The sequence below is a fragment of the Domibacillus sp. genome (genome assembly GCF_031181085.1).
Taxonomy (GTDB): Bacteria; Bacillota; Bacilli; order Bacillales; family Domibacillaceae; genus Domibacillus.
In genome coordinates this window covers 103,736-124,098 of the sequence record NZ_JAPSLE010000006.1, presented here as the reverse complement: position 1 = coordinate 124,098, position 20,363 = coordinate 103,736, and the positions used below count along the sequence as shown (strand labels likewise).

The following is a 20,363-nucleotide window of genomic DNA, read 5'->3' as shown; positions in this document are numbered from 1 at the left end:
GTCGTTAGTCAAAGAGTAACACAGGTTGATGAAAAAAGCAAAAAGCCCGCCCGAGAGGGGCGGGCAGAGCTTCACGTCGTGTATTCACCATTAATTTTCACATAATCATAGGAAAGGTCACAGCCCCATACGGTAGCAGCACCCGTTCCAGTTCCGAGCGATATTTTAATGAGTACTTCATCTGTTTTTAAATATTCTTCCAGCTCGGCGCGTTTGTCTTCTGTCGGTGCACCGTCTTGGAATACATATACGTCGGCAAAAGAAACGGAAACAGAAGAAGTGTCAACGGCATCCTCTGAGTTGCCAATCGTGGACATAATCCGGCCCCAGTTCGGGTCTTCACCGAAGAGAGCGGTTTTTACAAGCGGCGAGTTAATAATGGATTTACCGATTTTCTTCGCCACGGTATCGCTGTCAGCCCCTGTAACCTGGACTTCCACAAGTTTCGTCGCTCCTTCTCCATCCCGGGCGATTTCTTTCGCCAGTTCGATGCAGAGATCCGTCAGTACTGCTTCAAACTCGGCCAGGTTCACTTCGCCTGCCAGTCCGTTTGCCATGACCGCGACTGTATCGCTTGTGCTTGTATCGCCGTCTACTGACACGCTGTTGAACGATACATTTACCGCTCGCTGAAGCATTGCTTTTAAATCGTCTGCTTCTATTTTTGCATCCGTTAAAATATAACTAAGCATTGTCGCCATATTCGGCTCAATCATGCCGGATCCTTTTGCCATTGCAGCAAGCGTAACCTCTCCAATTTTGCGGGTCCGAAATTTCGGGTACGTATCGGTTGTCATGATTGCTTTCGCAGATTGCTCAAGGCCGTCTTGTCGAAGCTCGGCTTTTAAGCCGGGCACAGCCGACACAATTTTTTCGATTGGCAGCGGTACGCCAATTACACCGGTAGAAGAAGGAAGCACATCAGAAGGGTCAATTCCAAGCTCGGCCGCAACCGCTTCCGTCATCGTCCGGGCATCCTGAAGCCCTTTTTCGCCGGTCGCCACGTTGGCATTTTTGCTGTTAACGGCAATCGCCTGCAGGTAACCGTCTTTCACATGCTCTTTGCCAATCACAATCGGTGCACCGCAGAATTGGTTTTTCGTAAACATAGCCGCAGCCGCTGCCCGTGTGTCTGAGTAAATAATGGTGAAATCAAGTGTGTCGTCTTTTATCCCTGCATTGAGTGAGCAGGATGAAAAGCCTTTTGGAAAATGAGTCAAAGAAAATCCCCCTATACGTTTATGTCAATGCTTTTATTATACACGGAAACAAGGGAGAACGCGAAGAGTATTTGAATAATTATTCAAACTAAATGAATATATAGTATTGACATCTTTACGGAATCAAGTAAGATAAAAGGATAAAAGAGAAGCGGGAAGGGTGAGATATCATGATTAAAGTGCGCAAAGCCGTGCTGGGTGACGTGGAGCAAATATTTGAACTTGTGAATCATTATGCAAAAGAAGGGCTGATGCTGCCACGAACGAAAGACTCGCTCATTCTAAATTTGCAATCGATTTCTGTTGCAGAAGAAGATGGAGAGATTCTTGGTCTCGCAAGCCTTGCGATACTTGGTCACGATCTCGCTGAGGTTCGTTCGCTTGCGGTGAAAGACAGCGCAAAAGGACGGGGCATTGGAAAGATGCTCGTCAAGCGCATTATAGAAGAAACTGAATTAATTGGGATTCCAAAGCTGATTTCCTTAACGTATCAAGTCGCCTTTTTTGAAAAATGCGGATTTGAAATTATTTCAAAAACAGAGATGCCGCAGAAAGTCTGGACGGATTGTGTGCACTGCCCGAAATTTCCGAGCTGTGATGAAATTGCGATGGCGATTCAAACAGCTTAACGACCATCGGCTGCCTTGTATAAGGCAGCCGATTTATTTTTGTCAATCTGATCATTTTCTCTGCAAATTGGGTATAAAGAGTTTATACAGTTTTTCACAAGAGGAAGACAGGAGAGATGAAGATGGAGCGAAATCGTACAATGATGCAGTTTTTTGAGTGGCATTTGCCGGCCGACCAAAATCATTGGAAAAGGCTTGCCGAGCGGGCAAAAGAATTAAAGGAAGCAGGCATCGGTGCCGTATGGGTTCCGCCGGTTACGAAAGGACAGTCGGCCGAGGACCAGGGATACGGCGTGTACGATTTATTTGATCTTGGCGAGTTTGATCAAAAAGGAACCATTCCAACAAAGTACGGCACAAAAGAGGAATTACAGCAAGCGATTAAAGCATGCCATGAAGCCGGTATTCATGTTTACGTTGATGTGGTGATGAACCACAAGGCGGGAGCGGATGAAACCGAAACGTTTGCAGTTGTGGAAGTGGACGAGCTTGATCGCAAAAAAGTAATTTCAAAAGCGCCGTTTGATATTGAAGGATGGACCAAATTTACATTCCCTGGACGAAAAGGAAAGTACTCTGATTTTATTTGGACATTTGATCATTTTAATGGCACTGATTATGATGCTAAAGAGGATCGGACCGGTATTTTCCGAATTGAAGGCGAATATAAAAAGTGGAATGAAAATGTAGATGACGAATTCGGCAATTATGATTATTTAATGTTCGCCAACATTGACTACCGACATCCAGCTGTGCGGGAAGAAATGATTAAGTGGGGAAAATGGCTGGCAGAAGAATTAAATTGTGACGGATACCGGCTTGACGCGATCAAGCATATTGATTACAAGTTTATTGATCAATTTACGAAAGAAGTAGAAGAGGAGCATGATGGGGATTTCTTCTTTGTCGGTGAATTCTGGGTGCCTGATCTCGAATCATGCGCTCATATGATTGAAGCAACAGGCGGCCGGATTCATTTGTTTGATGTGCCCTTAAAATACAATTTATTTACGGCCTCCCAGGAAGGGGCGAAATATGATTTATCAAAAATTTTCGATGGCACGGTTGTACAAAATTATCCGCAAAACGCCGTAACGTTCGTTGATAATCACGATACGCAGCCGGGAGAATCGCTTGAGTCCTTTCTGGCAGACTGGTTCAAGCAAAGTGCGTATGCGCTGACGCTGCTTCGGCATGATGGTTATCCGTGCGTTTTTTATGGTGATTATTATGGAATTAGTGGCGAACATCCAATAGAAGGGAAAAAAGAAGCAATTGACCCGCTTTTATACTGCCGCCTACATAAAGCATATGGCGATCAGGAAGATTACTTTGACCACCCGAATACAATCGGCTGGGTGCGGCGCGGCGTAAAAGAAATTGAGCGCTCCGGCTGTGCGGTTGTCATTAATAACAGCGAAGAAGGTGGAGAAAAGCATATGTTTGTCGGAGAAGAAAGAGCCGGCGAAAAGTGGGTAGATATGCTGAATTCCCGTGATGAGATTATCGAAATAGGTAAAGACGGCTGTGCCACATTCCTGGTCAATCCGGGTTCTGTTGCCGTTTGGGCGCTTCCGGAAACAGATGTAGAAGAACCGGATCATAAAGAGAACCGAAAAAACGAACTGTTACAGGACTTCATGGAGGAAGTAAAACAAGAAATTAAGCAGGAAATCAAACAGGAATTAAAAGAAGAAGTCGAACAAAAAATGAAACAAGAAGTGAAGGAAGAAGTCGAACAGGAAATTAAGCAGGAAGTAAAAGCTGAAATTGAAGAAGAAGCGATAGAAGAAGCTAAAAAGGAAATCAAAGAAGAGCTGGCACGGGAAAAGCCATGGAACGAGGGGATAGCGAAAACAGAACAACCAGGCAAAAGAAGTAAAAAAACAGCAAAGAAAAATAAAAAAAAATAAAGAAAAACCCGCCGTCTTGAGTGACGGCGGGTTTTTTGCCATTACAATCTAAATGAGCTTTTTAAAGAGACAATCCGGTTAAAGACTGGCTTGTCAGGCTCGGAGTGCTTCGGATCTACGTTAAAGTAGCCGTGGCGGAAAAACTGTAGTTTTTCCTGTACATCTACATCTTTCAAGTTTGGCTCAATAAATCCGCTTAATGTTTCAAGCGAGTTTTTATTAACATAATCGAGGAACGTTTTGCCTTCTGTATCCTCGCCTTCTTCGCTGTCCATAATGAGCGGCTCATACAAGCGGAATTCAGCAGGTACTGCGTGTTTTGCATCTACCCAGTGAATCGTTCCTTTTACTTTCCGTTCATTAAAGTCAGAACCGCTTTTTGTGCGTGGATCGTACGTGCAGTGAATCTCAACTACATTGCCGTTCTCATCTTTAATGAAGTCTTCGCATTTAACAAAGTAAGCGTGTTTCAAGCGAACTTCATTGCCTGGGAAGAGGCGGAAATATTTTTTCGGCGGTTCTTCCATAAAGTCTTCCTGCTCGATATAGATCTCACGTGAAAACGGAATTTTCCGCATACCCATTTCTGGATTTTCCGGATTGATTTCCGCATCCAGCCATTCAACCTGGCCTTCCGGATAATTGGTAATGACAAGTTTTAATGGACGGAGTACACCCATTGTCCGAGGTGCTTTCAGCTTCAGGTCTTCACGGACAAAGTGGTCAAGCATAGCAGAATCCACCACACCAGAGTTTTTCGATACGCCTGTTTCTTTCACAAATTCGCGAATTGCTTCTGCTGTAAAGCCACGGCGGCGCATGCCGGAAATGGTCGGAAGGCGCGGGTCATCCCAGCCGTCTACATGCTTTTCGTCCACAAGCTGTTTTAATTTCCGCTTACTCATCACCGTATTGGTAAGGCCTAGACGGCCAAATTCGATTTGCTGTGGCTGCATATCCATTTCACATTCACGGACTACCCATTCATAAAGAGGACGGTGGTCTTCGAATTCCGTTGTACAAAGAGAGTGTGTCACGCCTTCAATCGCGTCTTCAAGCGGATGCGCAAAATCATACATTGGATAAATGCACCATTTATCGCCCGTATTGTGATGGGACGCATGAGAAACACGGTATAAAACGGGATCACGCAAATTTAAATTAGGGGAAGCCATATCGATTTTTGCCCGAAGCACTTTTGTTCCGTCTGCAAATTCGCCGTTTTTCATCCGTTCGAACAAATCAAGATTTTCTTCTACAGTCCGAGTGCGGTACGGGCTTTCTTTCCCTGGCTCTGTAAGTGTACCGCGGTATTCACGGATTTCGTCAGCAGACAGGTCGTCCACGTAAGCGAGCTCTTTTTTAATTAGTAGCACAGCGCGTGCGTACATTTCGTCAAAATAATCGGATGCATAGCGAAGTTCATCCCACTCATAGCCAAGCCAGGCAACGTCTTCTTTGATTGAATCCACATATTCCTGATCTTCTTTTAATGGGTTTGTATCGTCAAAACGCAAATTCGTTTTGCCGCCAAAATCGTCAGCAAGCCCGAAGTTGATGACGATCGATTTCGCGTGGCCAATATGCAGATAGCCGTTCGGCTCAGGCGGGAAACGGGTGATAACATAATCCCGTTTGCCTGATTCCAGATCCTGTTTGATGATCGTGCGAATAAAGTTAGATGATTGTTCCAAGTGAATCCAGCCTTTCTCTGTTAAGGTCATGTATGCCTATTATATTTCACTGACCGCACGAAAGAAAGAGCTGGACCTTATTCTTTCATTTTCGCGGTAAATTCGTTGAATCGTTCTTCCGTTTTACCCTCTGTTTTTGTCAGCAGACTAACGAGGATAATCACTAAAAGAGAAAGAACGAATCCTGGAATTAATTCGTAAAGGAAGTCTGCCAGTGCAGAGACTTCCGCCCAGAGGATGACGGTTACGGCTCCAACGAGCATTCCGGCGAGTGCGCCCCATTTCGTCATTCGCTTCCAGTACAAACTGAGCAGAATTGCCGGTCCAAACGCAGCACCAAACCCGGCCCAAGCATAGCTGACAAGCCCTAAGATCGTATCATTTTTCTCCCAGCCAAGCGCAAGCGCGATAACAGAAACGACCAGTACAGCGGCACGTCCAAGAAATACCAGCTCTTTATCGGACGCATCACGGCGTAAAAACGTTTTGTACAGGTCTTCCACGAGCGAACTCGATGTGACGAGAAGCTGCGAAGAAATCGTACTCATAACGGCCGCTAAAATAGCGGACAGAATAAAGCCTGTAATAAATGGATGGAATAAAATTCCACCTAGTTTAATGAAAATCGTTTCCGGATCACCGATCGTAAGACTGTTCATCGAGTAATACGCGATGCCAAGGAAACCGGTAAACATTGCTCCAACGATAGAGAAAATCATCCAGCTCATGCCGATCCGGCGCGCTGTTTTCACATCTTTTCTGGACGTGATCGCCATGAAACGGACGATGATGTGCGGCTGCCCGAAGTAGCCTAGTCCCCATGCAATCAATGAAACAATGCCTAACACACTTTGTCCCTGGAAAATATCCAGTATTTTCGGATCAATAGATCGTACTTCTGATACAGCTATACCAAGTCCGCCAATTTCGATAAGCGCCACAATCGGTACAAGAACAAGTGCCAAAACCATAATAATTCCCTGTACAAAATCAGTCCAGCTCACTGCAAGAAAGCCGCCGAACAATGTATAAGCCACAACAATTCCCGTCACAAGCAGAAGTCCTGCATGATAATCAAGTCCAAACGTTGTATTAAACAATACGCCGCCGGATACCATACCAGAGGACACGTAAAACGTAAAGAAAACTAAGATGACAATGCCCGATACGAGACGCAGCACTTTTTTACGGTCATCAAAGCGGCTTTCCAGATAACCGGGAATAGTGATGGAGTCATTTGCTACTTCTGTGTAAACGCGAAGCCGAGGTGCTACATAAAGCCAGTTTGCCCAAGCTCCAAAAGTTAATCCAAATACAATCCATGCTGAACTAACACCCGATACATAAATGGCACCCGGCAGTCCCATCAGGAGCCAGCTGCTCATGTCTGATGCACCGGCAGAAAGCGCCGTAACAGCAGGACCTAACCCACGGCCTCCAAGCATGTAGTCGGTTAAGTTAGACGTTTTTCGATACGCTAACCACCCGATCAGCAACATGCCGGCCATGTAAATACCAATTGAAAATAACAGCCAAAAACTCATTCAAACATCCTTTCTTGTTTTTTGCGTAACGGTAACCATTATAACGAACTAAATGAAAATGTAAAAAAAAAGAGGCTCTTCGGCACATATCCGAAAAGCCTTTCATTCCTATCACCTTAAGCCTTAGCAGTTTTTTTATTTTTTATTGGGTCGACCGCTGTTTTGGCAAAAAATTTGGCGTTTTGTGGAATTTGTTTTGCTTCATTTACGGTTAATGTAACCGCTTGTTTTGCATGATCAACATCCGCCATAATGTGTTCTTGATGAACTTTTAGTTCATCTGTTTCGCCTTTGATTTTATCCGTTTCTGTTTGAATACGCTGCTGTGCTGCTTTTAAATGATCGACTTTTGGTTTGATCGATTTAAATGCTTTAACCGCTGAAACGGCAAGATAGATAAGCGCGGCCACAAAAATAGCGAGACTAATCCAGCCAATCCATTCCATAAACATAACCTCCTGAAATTCAATGCTTATCTTTACTGTACCCGGAACGAACAGAAAAGTAACAGAAAATGTTTTGGAAAACAGTCAAAACGGAAAAAAGAAGAGAGAGGTGGTTTGATGATAAAGGAACGGACGAGATTAAATTTATCACGCCATATTTGGATTGTACCGGGAATTTACAGCATCGGCGCTCTCCTTTTGGCCAGTTTAGTGGTTTGGATGGATATTTCGCATTACGCAGAGCTCAAAAGGTGGGTGCCGGACCGGCTTTTAACCAGCACTTCTTTGTCTGAGACCATTCTCGGCTCTATTGCAGGCTCTCTATTAACGATGACCTCGATTACTTTTTCTACACTAATGGTTGTATTAACCACTTATTCAGGACAATTTTCACCGCGTATTTTACAAAACTTTATTCATGATAAAGTCACGCTTCGGGTTCTCGGTATATTTATGGGCGGGTTTGTTTACTCCATGTTTTCCCTGCTGTTTATCCGCGAAGTAAATGCAGATGACCCGGTTATTTCTGCTGCAGTGGGAGTATGCATTGCGCTTGTCTGTCTCGGTTTTTTTGCTCATTTCTTGCAGCATGTGGCCGATTCTATTCAAGTAACCAAATTAATTGACCGGCTGGCAGATGATGCAGTGGAAACCATTGAAAAAGTGGAGGTTGCAGGCAGCCGGGTGGATGAGCATCCGCCTGTGCCAGAGGGAGAACCGGAAATGCTGATCTCCGGTAAAAAAGGCTACATTCAATTATATGAATGGGAAAAGCTTTTAGAGACGGCGAAAAAACACGATTGTGTAATCGAATTGCTGGAACCAATCGGAACTTTTGTAACGAAAAAAACGCCTCTCGTTAAGATGTACCGCTCTCGTTCGTTTCATCGGGATGTGCGCGATTACGTAAAAGTCGGTGAAGAACGGACGCCGGTACAGGATGTGGAGTTTGCCGTTCAAAAGCTCGCTGAAATTACGCTGCGGGCCCTGGCTCCGGGAGCGAACGATCCGAATACAGCAATTGACGGCATCCGCCATATTGGGATGGCACTTGATGAAGCAAGCCGCCTCGATGGAAAATACACTGTTTTTGAAGACAGAGTAATCATCCCTCGACGTCCGTTTGAAAAGATTTTATATGAAACGTTTTATGAAATTTGTTATTCGGGGCGGGATCGCGTGTCTGTCCTTTTGGCTGTATTTGATGCATTAGACATGATTTCGGATAACAATACCCCGGCCATTCAAAAAAAGGTGCGCGATTTCGGCAGCTATGTCCGGGCGAAAGTAGAGGAGGATATTTTAAATGAAGCAGACCGGCAAAACATTACAGAACGGTTCAAACAGCTATAGCTATAAGCCGGTTAGTGACGCGTTTTTTCATGGACCGACGCTGTCTCTGGCCCGCAATTTACTCGGCTGCCTTCTTGTGAAGGAAACAGAAGAAGGCACAGCTTCAGGCTTTATTGTGGAAACAGAGGCATACCGGGGTCCATTAGACCGTGCAGCGCACAGCTATAATAATAGAAGAACAAAGCGTACAGAAGTGATGTTTGCGGAGCCTGGGCGCGTGTATACCTATTTGATGCACACACATTGTCTAGTGAATGTGGTGAGCGGGGAAGAAGGACTGCCGGAAGCTGTATTGATCCGGGCAGTGGAACCGTACGATGGGGTCGATTTAATGATCCAACGGCGGGGAGAAATGCCGATGAAAAATTTAACGAGCGGTCCCGGCAAGCTGACAAAAGCACTTGGCATTCATATGATCGATTATGGGCGTCGTTTTGATGAGCCGCCTCTGTTTATTGCCCACGGCTTCACACCGGAAAAAATCGCCGTCGGCCCCAGAATCGGCATTCCAAATAGCGGAGAAGCAAAGGATTATCCGTGGCGTTTTTGGGTGGAAGGCAATCCGTACGTTTCCAGATAAAAAGCAGCGGCAAGATGGCCGCTGCTTTTAATCCGGATATTTTTCTTGGCTTGAGGAAGAGTCTTTTGTTTTATGCTTGTCCTTTTCTTCTCGCTGTTCCATTTTCAAATCTTCAAGTGGAATCGCATCTACGTTTTGTTCTTCTTCAAATTTATCATACAGGCTTTCGTTTTCGGTGTCGATTTGCTCTGGATTGTCCATTTTGCCTTGATCAAGCTTTTTATTCATTCGATTCATCTCCTAAGAAATCGTTTTCTGTACTGTAACCTTATTTTGTCATTGTTAAACATGAGAAAAAAATGGATAATAAACAAAAAACAATGAAGGAGCTTTTATGTCAACACAACCCGCTTTTTTATCATCACTGCAGCCATTTTTACAAGAATCATGGGAGAAGGCCGGTTTTAAGCAGGCTATGCCCGTTCAGGAAGAAGCCATTCCACTTTTATTGAATGGACGTGACGTGATTGCTGAATCACCGACCGGAACGGGAAAAACGCTGGCTTATGTTTTACCGATGCTGGAGAAAATTGACCCGAAGCGCAATCAAGTTCAAGCGATCGTCATGGCGTCATCGCGTGAGCTGATTATGCAAATACAGGAAGAAATCCGCACATTCGGCGGCGGTGTGATTACATCTGCCGGCATGATTGGCGGCGCAAACATTAAACGGCAGACGGACCGGCTGAAAAAACCGCCTCATATCGTCTGCGGAACACCTGGACGGCTTCTGGAACTCATTCAAATGAAAAAATTAAAAATGCATGAAGTGAAATTTATCGTGCTGGATGAAGGGGATGAGCTATTTACAACTGCCCTTTTTGAGCCGGTTCAAGCGATTATCAAAGCTACACAAAAGGACCGCCAGCTTGCTCTGTTTTCGGCTACGCTGCCCGCTGCGGCTGAAGAGAAAGCGAAAGAGCTGATGAAGGATCCGGAAACCGTCCACATCGAAAAAGGAAGCCTGCCTAAGGAAGGAACGGTGCGCCACCTTTATTTTACCTGCGCGTGGAAAGAAAAGCAGCAAATGATCGAAAAGGTCATGCGCGTATTTCAGCCTGAGCGGATGCTCGCTTTTATCAAAGACATTACGGATGTCAATGTGATGTCAGAGAAGCTGGCGTACAAAGGACTTAAAAATGCGGTGCTGCATAGTGAGCTTCGCAAAGAAGAGCGTGTGAAAGCCATCCGGGATTTCCGAAACGGCAAAGCACCGCTTCTGTTTGCAACAGATGTAGCCGCACGCGGACTCGATGTGAAAGGGCTGACCCATGTGCTGCACTTTGAGGCACCCCACAATGTGCGTGAGTACACACACCGTTCAGGCCGTACAGGACGTGCTGGTGAGGACGGTACAGTCATCACGTTGATTACAAGTGAATTTCAAGAAAAAGAGCTGAAAAAAATGGCGCGCCAAATGGGCGTAGAGCTCGAAAAATATGAATTTTTCAAAGGGAAAGCATTACCGGTAAAAAGCAAGCCGGCCCGGAGCGAAAAAAATAATTGAAGCCGGGAAACAAATCCGGACAAAGTACGGACAAGAAAAAGGAGACAGCTGCAGCTGTCTCCTTTTTTATAAAAATAGCTCCAGGCGGAATGAAGCATCTGACTCCAAAACGTCCCCAGTGCGGAACGAAATAGGGTGTTGAAAAAGCGGTCCATCATAAACAAACGTATGAAATTCACCTTTTTCACCCATCGGACAGCAGTCCGTCTGCGCGATATCCGCCGCAAAAGAGGCATCGAGTGTCCGGCCGAGAAAGTCTGGGCTGATCACGCCTTTACGAGTACGGATAATGAATGCTTTATATTGTGTATCAATAAATTCTTCTAGCATGCGGGAAGCTTGATCCGGCCCGGCACGAAGAGGGAAAAGAGCGGGCAGCCCTGCAGCGGCCGCTGTATTTTCTCCCCATTCAAAATGAGCGTCTGTATAAATGTCCCCGTATGCAACCCCGTCCAGCTGAAACGACTCTTTCAGCTCGTGCAAGTCACGGATAAAGTCCTCTGTGTAGTGGTCATAGCGGCATCGAATAAAGTGAACCGGAACGCCAAGCGCTTTGCTCTGCGCTTCAATCAGCTCCATTTTCTCATCGTGCCCGAATGTGCGTCCCGTTTCAATCGGCACTGTAGTGACGAGGCAGGCAATATCGACTGGCTGTTTTTTTAACATATGAAAAACCATCATGCAGTCTTTGCCGCCGCTCCACGACAGGGCAATTCGCTTTGGCGTTCCCATTAAAACACCTTTGTCGTCCAGGATTCACCGTTCCAAATATCAGTGACAACATCCCGGTAAAACTCAGGCTCGTGGGAAATAAGCAGAACGCTGCCTTTATAGTCTTTTAAAGCCCGTTTTAATTCATCTTTTGCATCCACATCCAAATGGTTGGTTGGCTCATCTAGCACCAAAATATTCGATTCCTGGTTAATTAGCTTGCACAGGCGGACTTTTGCTTTCTCCCCACCACTCAAAACGGACACTTTGCTTTCAATATGCTTGGTTGTTAAACCGCATTTGGCCAGTGCCGCCCGAATTTCGTACTGGGTAAATGACGGAAATTCCGTCCAAAGCTCTTCAATACACGTATTACCCTTATCAGTTTTCATTTCCTGTTGGAAGTAGCCAATCAGCAGATTTTCACCGCGTTCAACTGTACCCGAAACCGGCTTGATTTCACCAAGCAGGCTTTTTAACAGAGTGGTTTTCCCGATGCCGTTCGCACCGGTCAGGGCGATTTTTTGTCCGCGTTCCATGCGCAGATTCAGCGGGCGTGAAAGAGGCTCACCGTATCCAATCACCAGGTCGCGCGCTTCAAAAATCAGCTTGCTCGGTGTCCGGCCTTCTTTAAAGCGGAACTCCGGCTTTGGACGCTCTGCGGCAAGCTCAATGACATCCATTTTATCAAGCTTTTTCTGGCGTGACATCGCCATGTTCCGTGTGGAAACGCGCGCTTTATTACGGGCTACAAAGTCTTTCAAGTCGGAAATTTCCTGCTGCTGCTTTTTATAAGCCGCTTCAAGCTGCTGTTTTTTCATTTCATACACTTTCATAAAGTCTTCGTATGTGCCGGCGTAGCGGTTCAGCTCTTGGTTTTCCATATGATAAATCAAGTTGACCACACTGTTTAAGAATGGAATATCATGTGAAATAAGGACAAACGCATTTTCATATTCCTGCAGGTAACGCTTCAGCCATTCAATATGCTGTTCATCCAGGTAATTGGTCGGCTCATCCAGCAGCAGAATTTCTGGCTTTTCAAGCAGTAATTTGGCCAGCAGTACTTTTGTCCGCTGTCCGCCGCTCAAGTCATGTACATCACGATCAAGGCCGATATCATCAAGCCCGAGCCCGCGTGCTGTTTCTTCAATTTTGGCATCAATCACGTAAAAGTCATTGTTCGTCAGCAAGTCCTGCATCGTACCTGTTTCTTCAAGAAGCTTCTCCAGCTCTTCCGGCGTAACATCCGCCATTTGCCCGAACAATTCGTTCATTTTTGTTTCAATATCAAATAAATATTGAAACGCTGTACGGAGTACATCGCGAATGGTCATGCCCTGCTTCAATACCGCGTGCTGGTCAAGATAGCCGACACGGACATTTTTAGCCCATTCTACTTTTCCTTCATCCGGCTGCAGCGTTCCAGTAATAATATTCATAAAAGTCGATTTTCCTTCGCCGTTTGCCCCAACAAGACCAATATGCTCGCCCTTTAGGAGACGAAATGACACATCATTAAAAATAGCACGGTCGCCGAAGCCATGGCTCAAGCGGCTGACTGATAAAATACTCATCTATATAAACTCCTTGTTTCTTTTTGATCATTATATCATTTTCCGAAAAAAACGGGAGAAAACTGTTAAACGGCGGGTACTCATTGTAAAATGACTGTATGAGAAACCACGGGAGGGATTATGGATGCAGGAAAAGCAGCAATTCGAAATCAATGGAACGAGCCTTCAATGGGACCGGGCAGAAGGGCTGTTTCAGTTTGAAGGAGCGGATGTAGTCCTTTTTTGGACAAAAACAGCGCTGAAAACGTTCATTGATACGATTGAGGAAGTAACAGGTGCAGAATCCGCCCGGGTTGTGATGGAAACCGCAGGATACCGGACGGGAAAAATCGTCAGCCGTTTTTATAAAGAAAAATGGAGCGTGGAAAAAACGCTGGAGCTCCTGCCCAATATGTACGCATCGGCCGGCTGGGGAGCGACAGAATTCAAGCGGCTGTGCTTAGCAGAGCGCCGAGCGGTTTTGTCTATTCGCAATGACTGGGAAAGCAAGGTCGTGCAGGCGCAGGGGAAAGAGGGTGCGGGCACATTTCTTGGAGGACATTGGGCTGGCGTACTGAGCGGATTGATCGGGGAAAAAATTTGGTACAAAGTAACGGAGTATGAGGCGGACGAGGAAAAGTCATATAAAGAAATTGAATTGTTTTCATCTTCAAAAACACCGTCGGAAAACGTGCGCGAGCATATTCAAACACGGGAGCAGCAGACAATCACCCAGCTTGAAGCGATGGTTGAAAACCGGACGATTGAGCTGCGCAAGCTGATCCGCGAGCTGTCATCGCCAATTATTCCGGTTCTTGACGGCATTTTGGTTACGCCGGTGATGGGGCGTTTTGATCAAGAGCGGTCAGATGATTTTACGGAAAAAGCGCTTCAGGCCATCGTGGAGCACAAAGCGAATATGCTGATTCTGGACGTTACCGGCATTAAAGCAATGAACAATTTGATTTTAAGCACACTTGAAAAAGTGACACAATCCATTCAGTTGATCGGCGCAGTGCCGATTGTCGCCGGCATTTCACCGGAACTGGGGATGGAGATGGCTTCAAAAGGCATTTATTTAAACGACTTAAAGTGCTTTGCTACGCTAAAACATGCGATTCATTATGCAATTGCGCTGGAAGGCATGAAAATCGTGAAAAAAGAAGACGAATCATTATAAGAAATCCTTTGCCATTTGGTATGATAGGAGAAAACATGGGTACAGAAAAACTTACTTTTTTACCCTAGGAGGTGAGAGGAAAAAGCAGTCAGACTGCTTTTTCCGAATATTGATAGATATAGGTATTGCTGTTAAATTGGTATCATTTGCGTTACTCATTGTATTAACCGGATTTTTTGTAGCAACTGAATTTGCTATTATTCGTGTGCGCCAGTCACGCATCAATCAGCTTGTTGAAGAAGGAAACAAGCGGGCGATGGCAGCGAAAAAAGTAACGTCGAACCTCGATGAATATTTATCCGCCTGCCAGCTTGGCATCACTATTACTGCTCTTGGACTTGGGTGGCTCGGTGAACCAACGGTAGAAGCTATACTACATCCGGTATTCGAACATTTCGAGGTTGCTCCATCCGCTGCAAGCATTCTGTCTTTTATTATTGCGTTTGCGGTGGTTACATTTCTGCACGTTGTTGTCGGAGAGCTTGCGCCAAAGACCGTTGCGATTCAAAAAGCGGAATGGGTAACATTAAAGTTTTCACCGCTCATTATTATTTTCGATAAAATCATGTATCCTTTCATTAAAGCATTGAATGGCTCTGCGCGCGGACTTGTCGGTATTTTCGGACTAAAGCCTGCGTCCGAGCATGAAATGGCCCATTCAGAAGAAGAGCTGCGGATCATTTTATCAGAAAGCTTTAAAAGCGGAGAGATTAATCAATCAGAGTACAAGTATGTAGACCGTATCTTTGAGTTTGACGAGCGTGTCGCAAAAGAAATTATGGTGCCGCGTACCGATATGGTTACGCTGTCGAAGGACTTAAAGTGGGATGAAATTACCTCCATCATTGAACTGGAAAAGTATACGAGGTATCCGGTGGATGATGGTGATAAGGATAATATTCTCGGCATGGTAAATATGAAGGAGCTGCTTTCGTATTATTTAAACCGGAACAGCGATCGGAGCCGGCCGCTCGAAGAATTTGTGAAGCCGGTGATTCGCGTGATTGAGACCATTCCGATTCACGACCTGCTTTTAAAAATGCAAAAAGAGCGTATTCACATGGCTGTGCTTATGGATGAATATGGCGGTACATCAGGGCTTGTAACAGTTGAGGACATTTTGGAAGAAATCGTTGGAGAAATCCGGGATGAATTTGATACCGATGAAAAACCGGATGTGCAAAAGCTTGGTGAAAAGCATTATTTATTAAATGCGCGCCTGCTTATTTCAGAGGTAAATGACCTGTTAGGCACAGAGCTTTCTGATGAGGAAGTAGATACGCTCGGCGGCTGGGCGCTCACTGAAAACATCGATGTTAAGCTTGGTGATTCGATTGAGCAGGATGGCTATGAATTCATTATCCGCGATGCGGAAGGTCACCATATTCATGCGATTGAAGTGAAAAAGTCCAAGCCGATGGAAGCCGAATCAGCATCAGCTGAATAAAAAGAGTCTGCGAAATTTTCGCAGACTCTTTTTTAAAAGGTGGAATAGAGCGACAATGCCGTTTAATTTTCCAGCCACTAAGCTTGTTTGAACAGACCGGTCCGCCACGGAGTCATTGGCAGAGGGAGTTTGCTGCGCGGCGGCTGATATGTCTACCGTCCGGTCTTCAATCTCACGGATGGTAGCGGCCAGCTGGCTGATTAGTTCGACAACCCGTGCAGAATTGACCGCTTCTTTATGAGTCAGCCGGGATACTCCGCCGATTTCATGCATGGTTTGTGAAACTGCCTCGTGTATGCCGGTCAGTGCCTGGGCAGTAATCTGATACGGAAGAAGCAACCTCTCCCATGCTGGCAGACACTTGCTGCACAGATATTTTCATTTCCGTTAAAGACTCGGCTGTATGGGTTGAATTTTGCGCTAACTGCTCGGCTGTTTCTTTTAACGTCCCCATTACATTTCCGAAATTGGCGGCCATTCCATTTAGCGTACGGGCTAAATCACCAATTTCATCCTGCGTCTTATCATACTTGTTTACAACAGAAAGGTTGCCATCAGCTATTTCTTTTGCCTGGTCAATCAAAGCGGAGATTGGTTTTGTTTTGCGGCGAATTAACCATACGGTAACAATAGAAGCGAGAGCTATCGGAATCGAGCTGATTAAAATACCGTTTTTCACAACATCCCACGTCCGCTCGGATACAATGTTACGCTGACAGCCGCAATTTCCCCATTCTCATAAATAGATTCATAGCCTGACAAGCGGCTCATGCCTCCGTACTCATACACTTTAGAGTAGGTAGGATGACCTGCTTGGATCAGTGTGGATATCGCTTCCTCATCAATATAAAAGAGTCTCCAACGTTAAAGCCTTGGTCCTTTAAATGATCGTCCAGCGCCAAAAGGGTTCTGATTTGATCAACAATATATTGTGTTTCAAAGTATAGCTTTATGGCCAGTAGTTCAGTTTAACTGAGTGCCGAGAGCTTGAGCTGCTGCCTTTAGGACGGCACGTATGGTGTCTTCTGTAATCAGGCCGGTTGTAATATTGGCACAGCTATATGCTTCAATTCCGGCAGCTTCATATAATTTGTCGTAAGCTTTTTTATAAGTAGTAACAGAAGTGATCATGAGCATTGCGATAATAATGCCGATAATGAATGATAACGCCAAGCTGCCATGTAATCGTTCTTTTCATAACCGTGAGCCTCCTTATAGCATAACTGTTTTCTTGTGTGTGTCATAAGTATCATGATAGAAGTCTGTCTTTTGTGCATTTTCAAAACGAAAAAACGCCCGCCGCTGATAGGAGCAACGACGGGCGTTTGAGCTATTAATCTAGTGTTTTAGAACCGATATACCGCTTGCTCCAATAAGAGTTAGACGTTTGATCAACCGTAACTCCTTTTGAGGAGGAAGCATGAATAAATTGATTATTGCCAAGGTAAATGCCTACGTGAGAAGCACCTTTTTTGTACGTTGTAAAAAACATAAGGTCGCCTGGCTTCATGTTGGCTTTAGAAACAGCTTGTCCTTTTTTGTACATATCGGCTGCTGTACGCGGCAGTGAATAGCCGGTTTGTTTATGCACGTATTGGATAAATCCCGAGCAGTCAAAGCCTGCCGGTGTTGTACCGCCAAATTGATAAGGTGTGCCCATATGTTCCTTTGCTTCAGCGATTGCCGCCTTGGCGTTGTAAGCTGCATTTGTTTGCTGAGCGGGCAAAAGGCCGCCGAACATGATGAAACAAATGCTAAGGAAGATCCATAATCCTTTTTTCACGCTAGTCCCTCCGGTCTGATGGCCGCTGCTAAACGGTTACATGTAAGTTGATGTAAATATATCAGAAAATTCCGGACAATGAGTTACAGTTCTATGTATTTCATATTACAGTTTCATGACAAAAGTAGCCTGAAAGAAGTTGGATAGTCGGAATACAGAGGGGTATAGCTGTTTTCGGGATATCTTTTCATTTTTTTGTACCCAAGCAGTGTAAGCTGTTTGTATGAGAGCCGATAAGTGAAGCCTGCCGGACTTCGCGTTCCACGGGCAGTGCGGGAGCCTCCTCGGCTGCGCCTGCGGGGTCTCACGACTCACTGTACTTCCCGCAGGAGTCTTCGTCCGCCAGGCTTCACTAGTGTTGTGCAGATCCATAAGCAAGGACTGAATAGACCTTTTCTCTTTTTTAAACAGAAAGATACGACCTTATTCGCTCTGTACAATCTACAATCTTGTCGCAAGCCACTTGGCGGCGGGAAGGCGGCGCAGACTCCTGTGGGCTCAGCGCCTGCCCCCATGGAAAGCGGAGCTGCCTGGACGCCGCCGATCCATCCCATTCGTGTGCACGGTCATCCATATAAATTGTCTACAGTCTCACAGCACGAAAGAAATCGGGCTGTTTTTTAGCGAATGGTTTCTAAAAAGGCATCTCCATTTTCAGCGATGCGGATAATCGCATGTGTTTTTTGTTCCCACTTTGTTCCTGTATTTTCAGGGATAAAGAAATGCTCAATACCGAGGGTTAATATGCCATATCGCCCGGAACCTTTTATAAACAGGCCGTCTGGCTGCTGGTGCGTAAACGCTTCTGCTTGATAGACTGGAATCTGTTTTCCGTTATAAGATATAAACTCTGAAGTAGGTTTTAAGGACACATTGATTTTTCCTTCCGGAGGAGCTGTGGAGCTGTTATAAAATTGATCGATGTACACTGTACCGATGGTGTAGCCAAGCTGAACATAGTCTCCTTGCATAAGGGAGCGCGGGTCCACAGGAGCAAGCTCCAGCGCAGCCACTTCTCCTTTTTGAAGTAGCTGTTCTTTCTGCCAGGCAGTCGTGATTAAAAAGGCAGCTTGAAGTACAAGCACCACTGCAAACAGGCCGGCGCTCCATTTTTTGACAGGAACCGGGACGGTGTGTTTTCTTCCCCAGATGAACCAAAGGACGAAAAACAGCAGGCTGATCAGTAAAAAAGAAAGCGACTTGTGCAAAAGCAGCCAGGCGTACTCATAGTATTTCCAGATAAAAAAGGCGATAAAAGCTGCCCAGACCGGCCAGCGGTACAGCCTTCTTTCCGAAGCAGGCTTAAAAAGGTGCCAGAAAATATATAAAAGAAACACGGCATGAAGAAAAAGAGAATCCCAGCCTTTTTCAGTCAGCGAGTAAAGCATAAAGAGAATGGACAGCCAAAAACCAGCCATGCCGACAGGCTGCTCTTTAAAAGAAAGAAACACGACCGCATTTCCTGCAGCAGCCGAGAATAACACCCAGGTGCTGACAGAAAGCGATACATCATTTTCTGTCAGCAGGCGTAAAATGCCATACAGAAGCACAGCGTTCGCTGATATATAATAAAGAATGGATTCATTTCGTTTAAAAAGCAGTACAGTCAGCAGTACGAGCGGAACCGCAAGGAGAAAAGCTGTCCAGGTACGATCCCATTCGGACACGAGATAAGAAAACAAAAAGATAAGTCCGGTAATTTGAAGTGTGAGACGGACCACCAGCCACGATTCTTTTTTTACAGTCAGGCCTGCAGCCGTGCAAAGAAGGGCGAGAACGAGAAAGCTGAGCGAAAAGTTTCCGCTGAACCCGAAAAGCATGCCGACAAACGAGCTCAGAGAAAACACGGCAATCAGTGTGCCGATGAATGCCAGGGCTCCTGTGAAAAAAGTAATCGTATACCGTCTCCATTTATGATCATGCATGCTGCCGGAAGAGGCAATTTTTCGAAGGCCGATAATACTAAAAGCAAAAAGCAAAAGCAGCATCGGAAAACCTGTGTAAAAAATAAATTCTCCAAGCAGCTGGTAAGTCATGTAAAACATATTTGGAACCACGTATAACCCGAAAAACAAAAGGTGAACGCCTAATTCAAATGGATGGCTTTTTTGTGAGCCGATAAACGCTCTCCAAAACAAAACAATAAATACAATATACGCAGCATGAAGCAGCAGAAAAACGGCACGGTAATCCATATTGCCTGCAAGCGTATCATAAAGCATATGCGTATCGAGCAAATAAACCGCGCACCCCTGCATGATAACCAGAGATATAAACGAAAGCTTTTCTTCCTGGAGTTTGCGCCAGAAAACATAAATCGCTCCGTGCAAAAGAATGGCCCCTAAATAAATGAGCAGCTGCTCACCATCTGTGTAGGTAATAAAGGCACCGGTTGGATACAGCTTCAGCCAGAAGGTGAGCTCAAACAGTAAAAATGCGAGCCAGTACAGCGGCCGATAACGGGTAAAGGCGGCCAGGAGAACGGCAGGGATCAGAGTAACGAAAAATAGCATGTATGAATCCGCATGTGAATTATACATCTGGCCAATGAGCGCGGCGGCGACCGCAAACGCAACAACCGACAGCAGCAGCCACCAGTTGCCAAGATACGCAAATGTGCGGCTTCTGCGGTATAAAAAAGCCAGTATGGCACAAAGAAGCAAAATCGATATGCTTAAACCGATTTTCACCGGACGGTCAAGCCCGGGCCAGTTGGCGGCGAAAAAATAAATAATGGCAGCAAAGAAAAAAATGAGGCCAAGTAAATAAGGAATGTCGCCTTTTTTTTGCGCAAACATGG

General features: G+C 45.4%; 17 protein-coding genes and 1 pseudogene. 7 read left to right on the top strand and 11 right to left on the bottom strand.

Annotated elements, in window-relative coordinates; translation table 11 throughout:
* Nucleotides 1-71 precede the first annotated feature (71 nt).
* Complete coding sequence (argJ, locus tag RIN81_RS10885; protein WP_309090072.1) at nucleotides 72-1,220, bottom strand: bifunctional glutamate N-acetyltransferase/amino-acid acetyltransferase ArgJ; 1,149 nt, start codon at nucleotides 1,218-1,220, stop codon at nucleotides 72-74.
* 170 nt (nucleotides 1,221-1,390) lie between these two features.
* Here argJ and RIN81_RS10880 point away from each other — a divergent pair, with 170 nt between their 5' ends.
* A complete protein-coding gene (locus RIN81_RS10880; protein ID WP_251272073.1) occupies nucleotides 1,391-1,849 on the top strand; it encodes an N-acetyltransferase in 459 nt (152 codons plus the stop codon).
* 122 nt (nucleotides 1,850-1,971) lie between these two features.
* A pseudogene (locus tag RIN81_RS10875) lies at nucleotides 1,972-3,429 on the top strand (alpha-amylase); the annotation flags it as partial.
* Nucleotides 3,430-3,803: 374 nt separating this feature from the next.
* On the opposite strand, the gene RIN81_RS10870 reads toward RIN81_RS10875, so the two are convergent.
* From RIN81_RS10870 to RIN81_RS10860, 3 genes are all read right to left on the bottom strand, one after another.
* Nucleotides 3,804-5,456, bottom strand: coding sequence for a glutamine--tRNA ligase/YqeY domain fusion protein (locus tag RIN81_RS10870; protein ID WP_309090070.1), 1,653 nt, complete (start codon nucleotides 5,454-5,456; stop codon nucleotides 3,804-3,806).
* A 77-nt stretch (nucleotides 5,457-5,533) separates the two neighbouring features.
* Nucleotides 5,534-6,964: a sodium/proline symporter PutP gene (gene putP / locus RIN81_RS10865; RefSeq protein ID WP_375164536.1), complete on the bottom strand. Its 1,431-nt coding sequence runs from the start codon at nucleotides 6,962-6,964 to the stop codon at nucleotides 5,534-5,536.
* Between the two features lie 152 nt (nucleotides 6,965-7,116).
* Nucleotides 7,117-7,446, bottom strand: coding sequence for a DUF948 domain-containing protein (locus tag RIN81_RS10860; protein ID WP_050181857.1), 330 nt, complete (start codon nucleotides 7,444-7,446; stop codon nucleotides 7,117-7,119).
* Between the two features lie 117 nt (nucleotides 7,447-7,563).
* Between RIN81_RS10860 and RIN81_RS10855 the strand changes: the two genes are divergently transcribed.
* A complete protein-coding gene (locus RIN81_RS10855; protein WP_309090066.1) occupies nucleotides 7,564-8,799 on the top strand; it encodes a DUF2254 domain-containing protein in 1,236 nt (411 codons plus the stop codon).
* Nucleotides 8,753-9,379, top strand: coding sequence for a DNA-3-methyladenine glycosylase (locus tag RIN81_RS10850; RefSeq protein WP_309090064.1), 627 nt, complete (start codon nucleotides 8,753-8,755; stop codon nucleotides 9,377-9,379). The genes RIN81_RS10855 and RIN81_RS10850 overlap by 47 nt, the downstream gene beginning before the upstream one ends.
* A gap of 27 nt (nucleotides 9,380-9,406) precedes the next feature.
* Here the strand turns inward: RIN81_RS10850 and RIN81_RS10845 are convergent, their stop codons facing one another.
* Entirely contained in the window at nucleotides 9,407-9,607 is a 201-nt protein-coding gene (locus RIN81_RS10845; RefSeq protein ID WP_375164532.1) for a hypothetical protein, read from the bottom strand.
* A gap of 106 nt (nucleotides 9,608-9,713) precedes the next feature.
* On the opposite strand from RIN81_RS10845, the gene RIN81_RS10840 reads away from it, so the two are divergent.
* A complete protein-coding gene (locus tag RIN81_RS10840) occupies nucleotides 9,714-10,886 on the top strand; it encodes a DEAD/DEAH box helicase (RefSeq protein WP_309090060.1) in 1,173 nt (390 codons plus the stop codon).
* A 66-nt stretch (nucleotides 10,887-10,952) separates the two neighbouring features.
* Here the strand turns inward: RIN81_RS10840 and RIN81_RS10835 are convergent, their stop codons facing one another.
* Nucleotides 10,953-11,618, bottom strand: coding sequence for a Dph6-related ATP pyrophosphatase (locus RIN81_RS10835; protein ID WP_309090058.1), 666 nt, complete (start codon nucleotides 11,616-11,618; stop codon nucleotides 10,953-10,955).
* Complete coding sequence (locus RIN81_RS10830) at nucleotides 11,618-13,174, bottom strand: ABC-F family ATP-binding cassette domain-containing protein (RefSeq protein ID WP_309090056.1); 1,557 nt, start codon at nucleotides 13,172-13,174, stop codon at nucleotides 11,618-11,620. Before RIN81_RS10830 ends, RIN81_RS10835 begins: the two co-directional genes overlap by 1 nt.
* A gap of 124 nt (nucleotides 13,175-13,298) precedes the next feature.
* On the opposite strand from RIN81_RS10830, the gene RIN81_RS10825 reads away from it, so the two are divergent.
* Both RIN81_RS10825 and RIN81_RS10820 read left to right on the top strand, forming a co-directional pair.
* Nucleotides 13,299-14,333: an STAS domain-containing protein gene (locus RIN81_RS10825; RefSeq protein ID WP_309090054.1), complete on the top strand. Its 1,035-nt coding sequence runs from the start codon at nucleotides 13,299-13,301 to the stop codon at nucleotides 14,331-14,333.
* A gap of 136 nt (nucleotides 14,334-14,469) precedes the next feature.
* Complete coding sequence (locus RIN81_RS10820; protein WP_309090052.1) at nucleotides 14,470-15,780, top strand: hemolysin family protein; 1,311 nt, start codon at nucleotides 14,470-14,472, stop codon at nucleotides 15,778-15,780.
* On the opposite strand, the gene RIN81_RS10815 is transcribed toward RIN81_RS10820, so the two are convergent.
* The 4 genes from RIN81_RS10815 to RIN81_RS10800 form a co-directional block, all read right to left on the bottom strand.
* Entirely contained in the window at nucleotides 15,769-16,053 is a 285-nt protein-coding gene (locus tag RIN81_RS10815) for a hypothetical protein (protein WP_309090050.1), read from the bottom strand. The two genes, RIN81_RS10820 and RIN81_RS10815, sit on opposite strands and share 12 nt — an antisense overlap.
* Entirely contained in the window at nucleotides 16,046-16,459 is a 414-nt protein-coding gene (locus tag RIN81_RS10810; protein ID WP_309090048.1) for a methyl-accepting chemotaxis protein, read from the bottom strand. Before RIN81_RS10810 ends, RIN81_RS10815 begins: the two co-directional genes overlap by 8 nt.
* 654 nt (nucleotides 16,460-17,113) lie before the next feature.
* Entirely contained in the window at nucleotides 17,114-17,521 is a 408-nt protein-coding gene (locus tag RIN81_RS10805; RefSeq protein ID WP_375164535.1) for a C40 family peptidase, read from the bottom strand.
* A gap of 662 nt (nucleotides 17,522-18,183) precedes the next feature.
* A complete protein-coding gene (locus RIN81_RS10800) occupies nucleotides 18,184-20,361 on the bottom strand; it encodes a GDYXXLXY domain-containing protein (protein ID WP_309090044.1) in 2,178 nt (725 codons plus the stop codon).
* Nucleotides 20,362-20,363 lie beyond the last annotated feature (2 nt).

Excerpts from the sequence above, each read along its gene's own strand:
- RIN81_RS10860 (WP_050181857.1), bottom strand. The coding sequence starts at position 7,446 with ATGGAATGGATTGGCTGGATTAGTCTCGCTATTTTTGTGGCCGCGCTT.
- putP (WP_375164536.1), bottom strand. The coding sequence starts at position 6,964 with ATGGCCGGCATGTTGCTGATCGGGTGGTTAGCGTATCGAAAAACGTCT.
- RIN81_RS10830 (WP_309090056.1), bottom strand. The coding sequence starts at position 13,174 with ATGAGTATTTTATCAGTCAGCCGCTTGAGCCATGGCTTCGGCGACCGT.
- RIN81_RS10815 (WP_309090050.1), bottom strand. The coding sequence starts at position 16,053 with ATGCATGAAATCGGCGGAGTATCCCGGCTGACTCATAAAGAAGCGGTC.
- RIN81_RS10845 (WP_375164532.1), bottom strand. The coding sequence starts at position 9,607 with ATGAATAAAAAGCTTGATCAAGGCAAAATGGACAATCCAGAGCAAATC.
- RIN81_RS10850 (WP_309090064.1), top strand. The coding sequence starts at position 8,753 with ATGAAGCAGACCGGCAAAACATTACAGAACGGTTCAAACAGCTATAGC.
- RIN81_RS10800 (WP_309090044.1), bottom strand. The coding sequence starts at position 20,361 with ATGTTTGCGCAAAAAAAAGGCGACATTCCTTATTTACTTGGCCTCATT.
- RIN81_RS10805 (WP_375164535.1), bottom strand. The coding sequence starts at position 17,521 with ATGTTCGGCGGCCTTTTGCCCGCTCAGCAAACAAATGCAGCTTACAAC.
- RIN81_RS10880 (WP_251272073.1), top strand. The coding sequence starts at position 1,391 with ATGATTAAAGTGCGCAAAGCCGTGCTGGGTGACGTGGAGCAAATATTT.
- RIN81_RS10835 (WP_309090058.1), bottom strand. The coding sequence starts at position 11,618 with ATGGGAACGCCAAAGCGAATTGCCCTGTCGTGGAGCGGCGGCAAAGAC.
- RIN81_RS10840 (WP_309090060.1), top strand. The coding sequence starts at position 9,714 with ATGTCAACACAACCCGCTTTTTTATCATCACTGCAGCCATTTTTACAA.
- RIN81_RS10855 (WP_309090066.1), top strand. The coding sequence starts at position 7,564 with ATGATAAAGGAACGGACGAGATTAAATTTATCACGCCATATTTGGATT.
- RIN81_RS10825 (WP_309090054.1), top strand. The coding sequence starts at position 13,299 with ATGCAGGAAAAGCAGCAATTCGAAATCAATGGAACGAGCCTTCAATGG.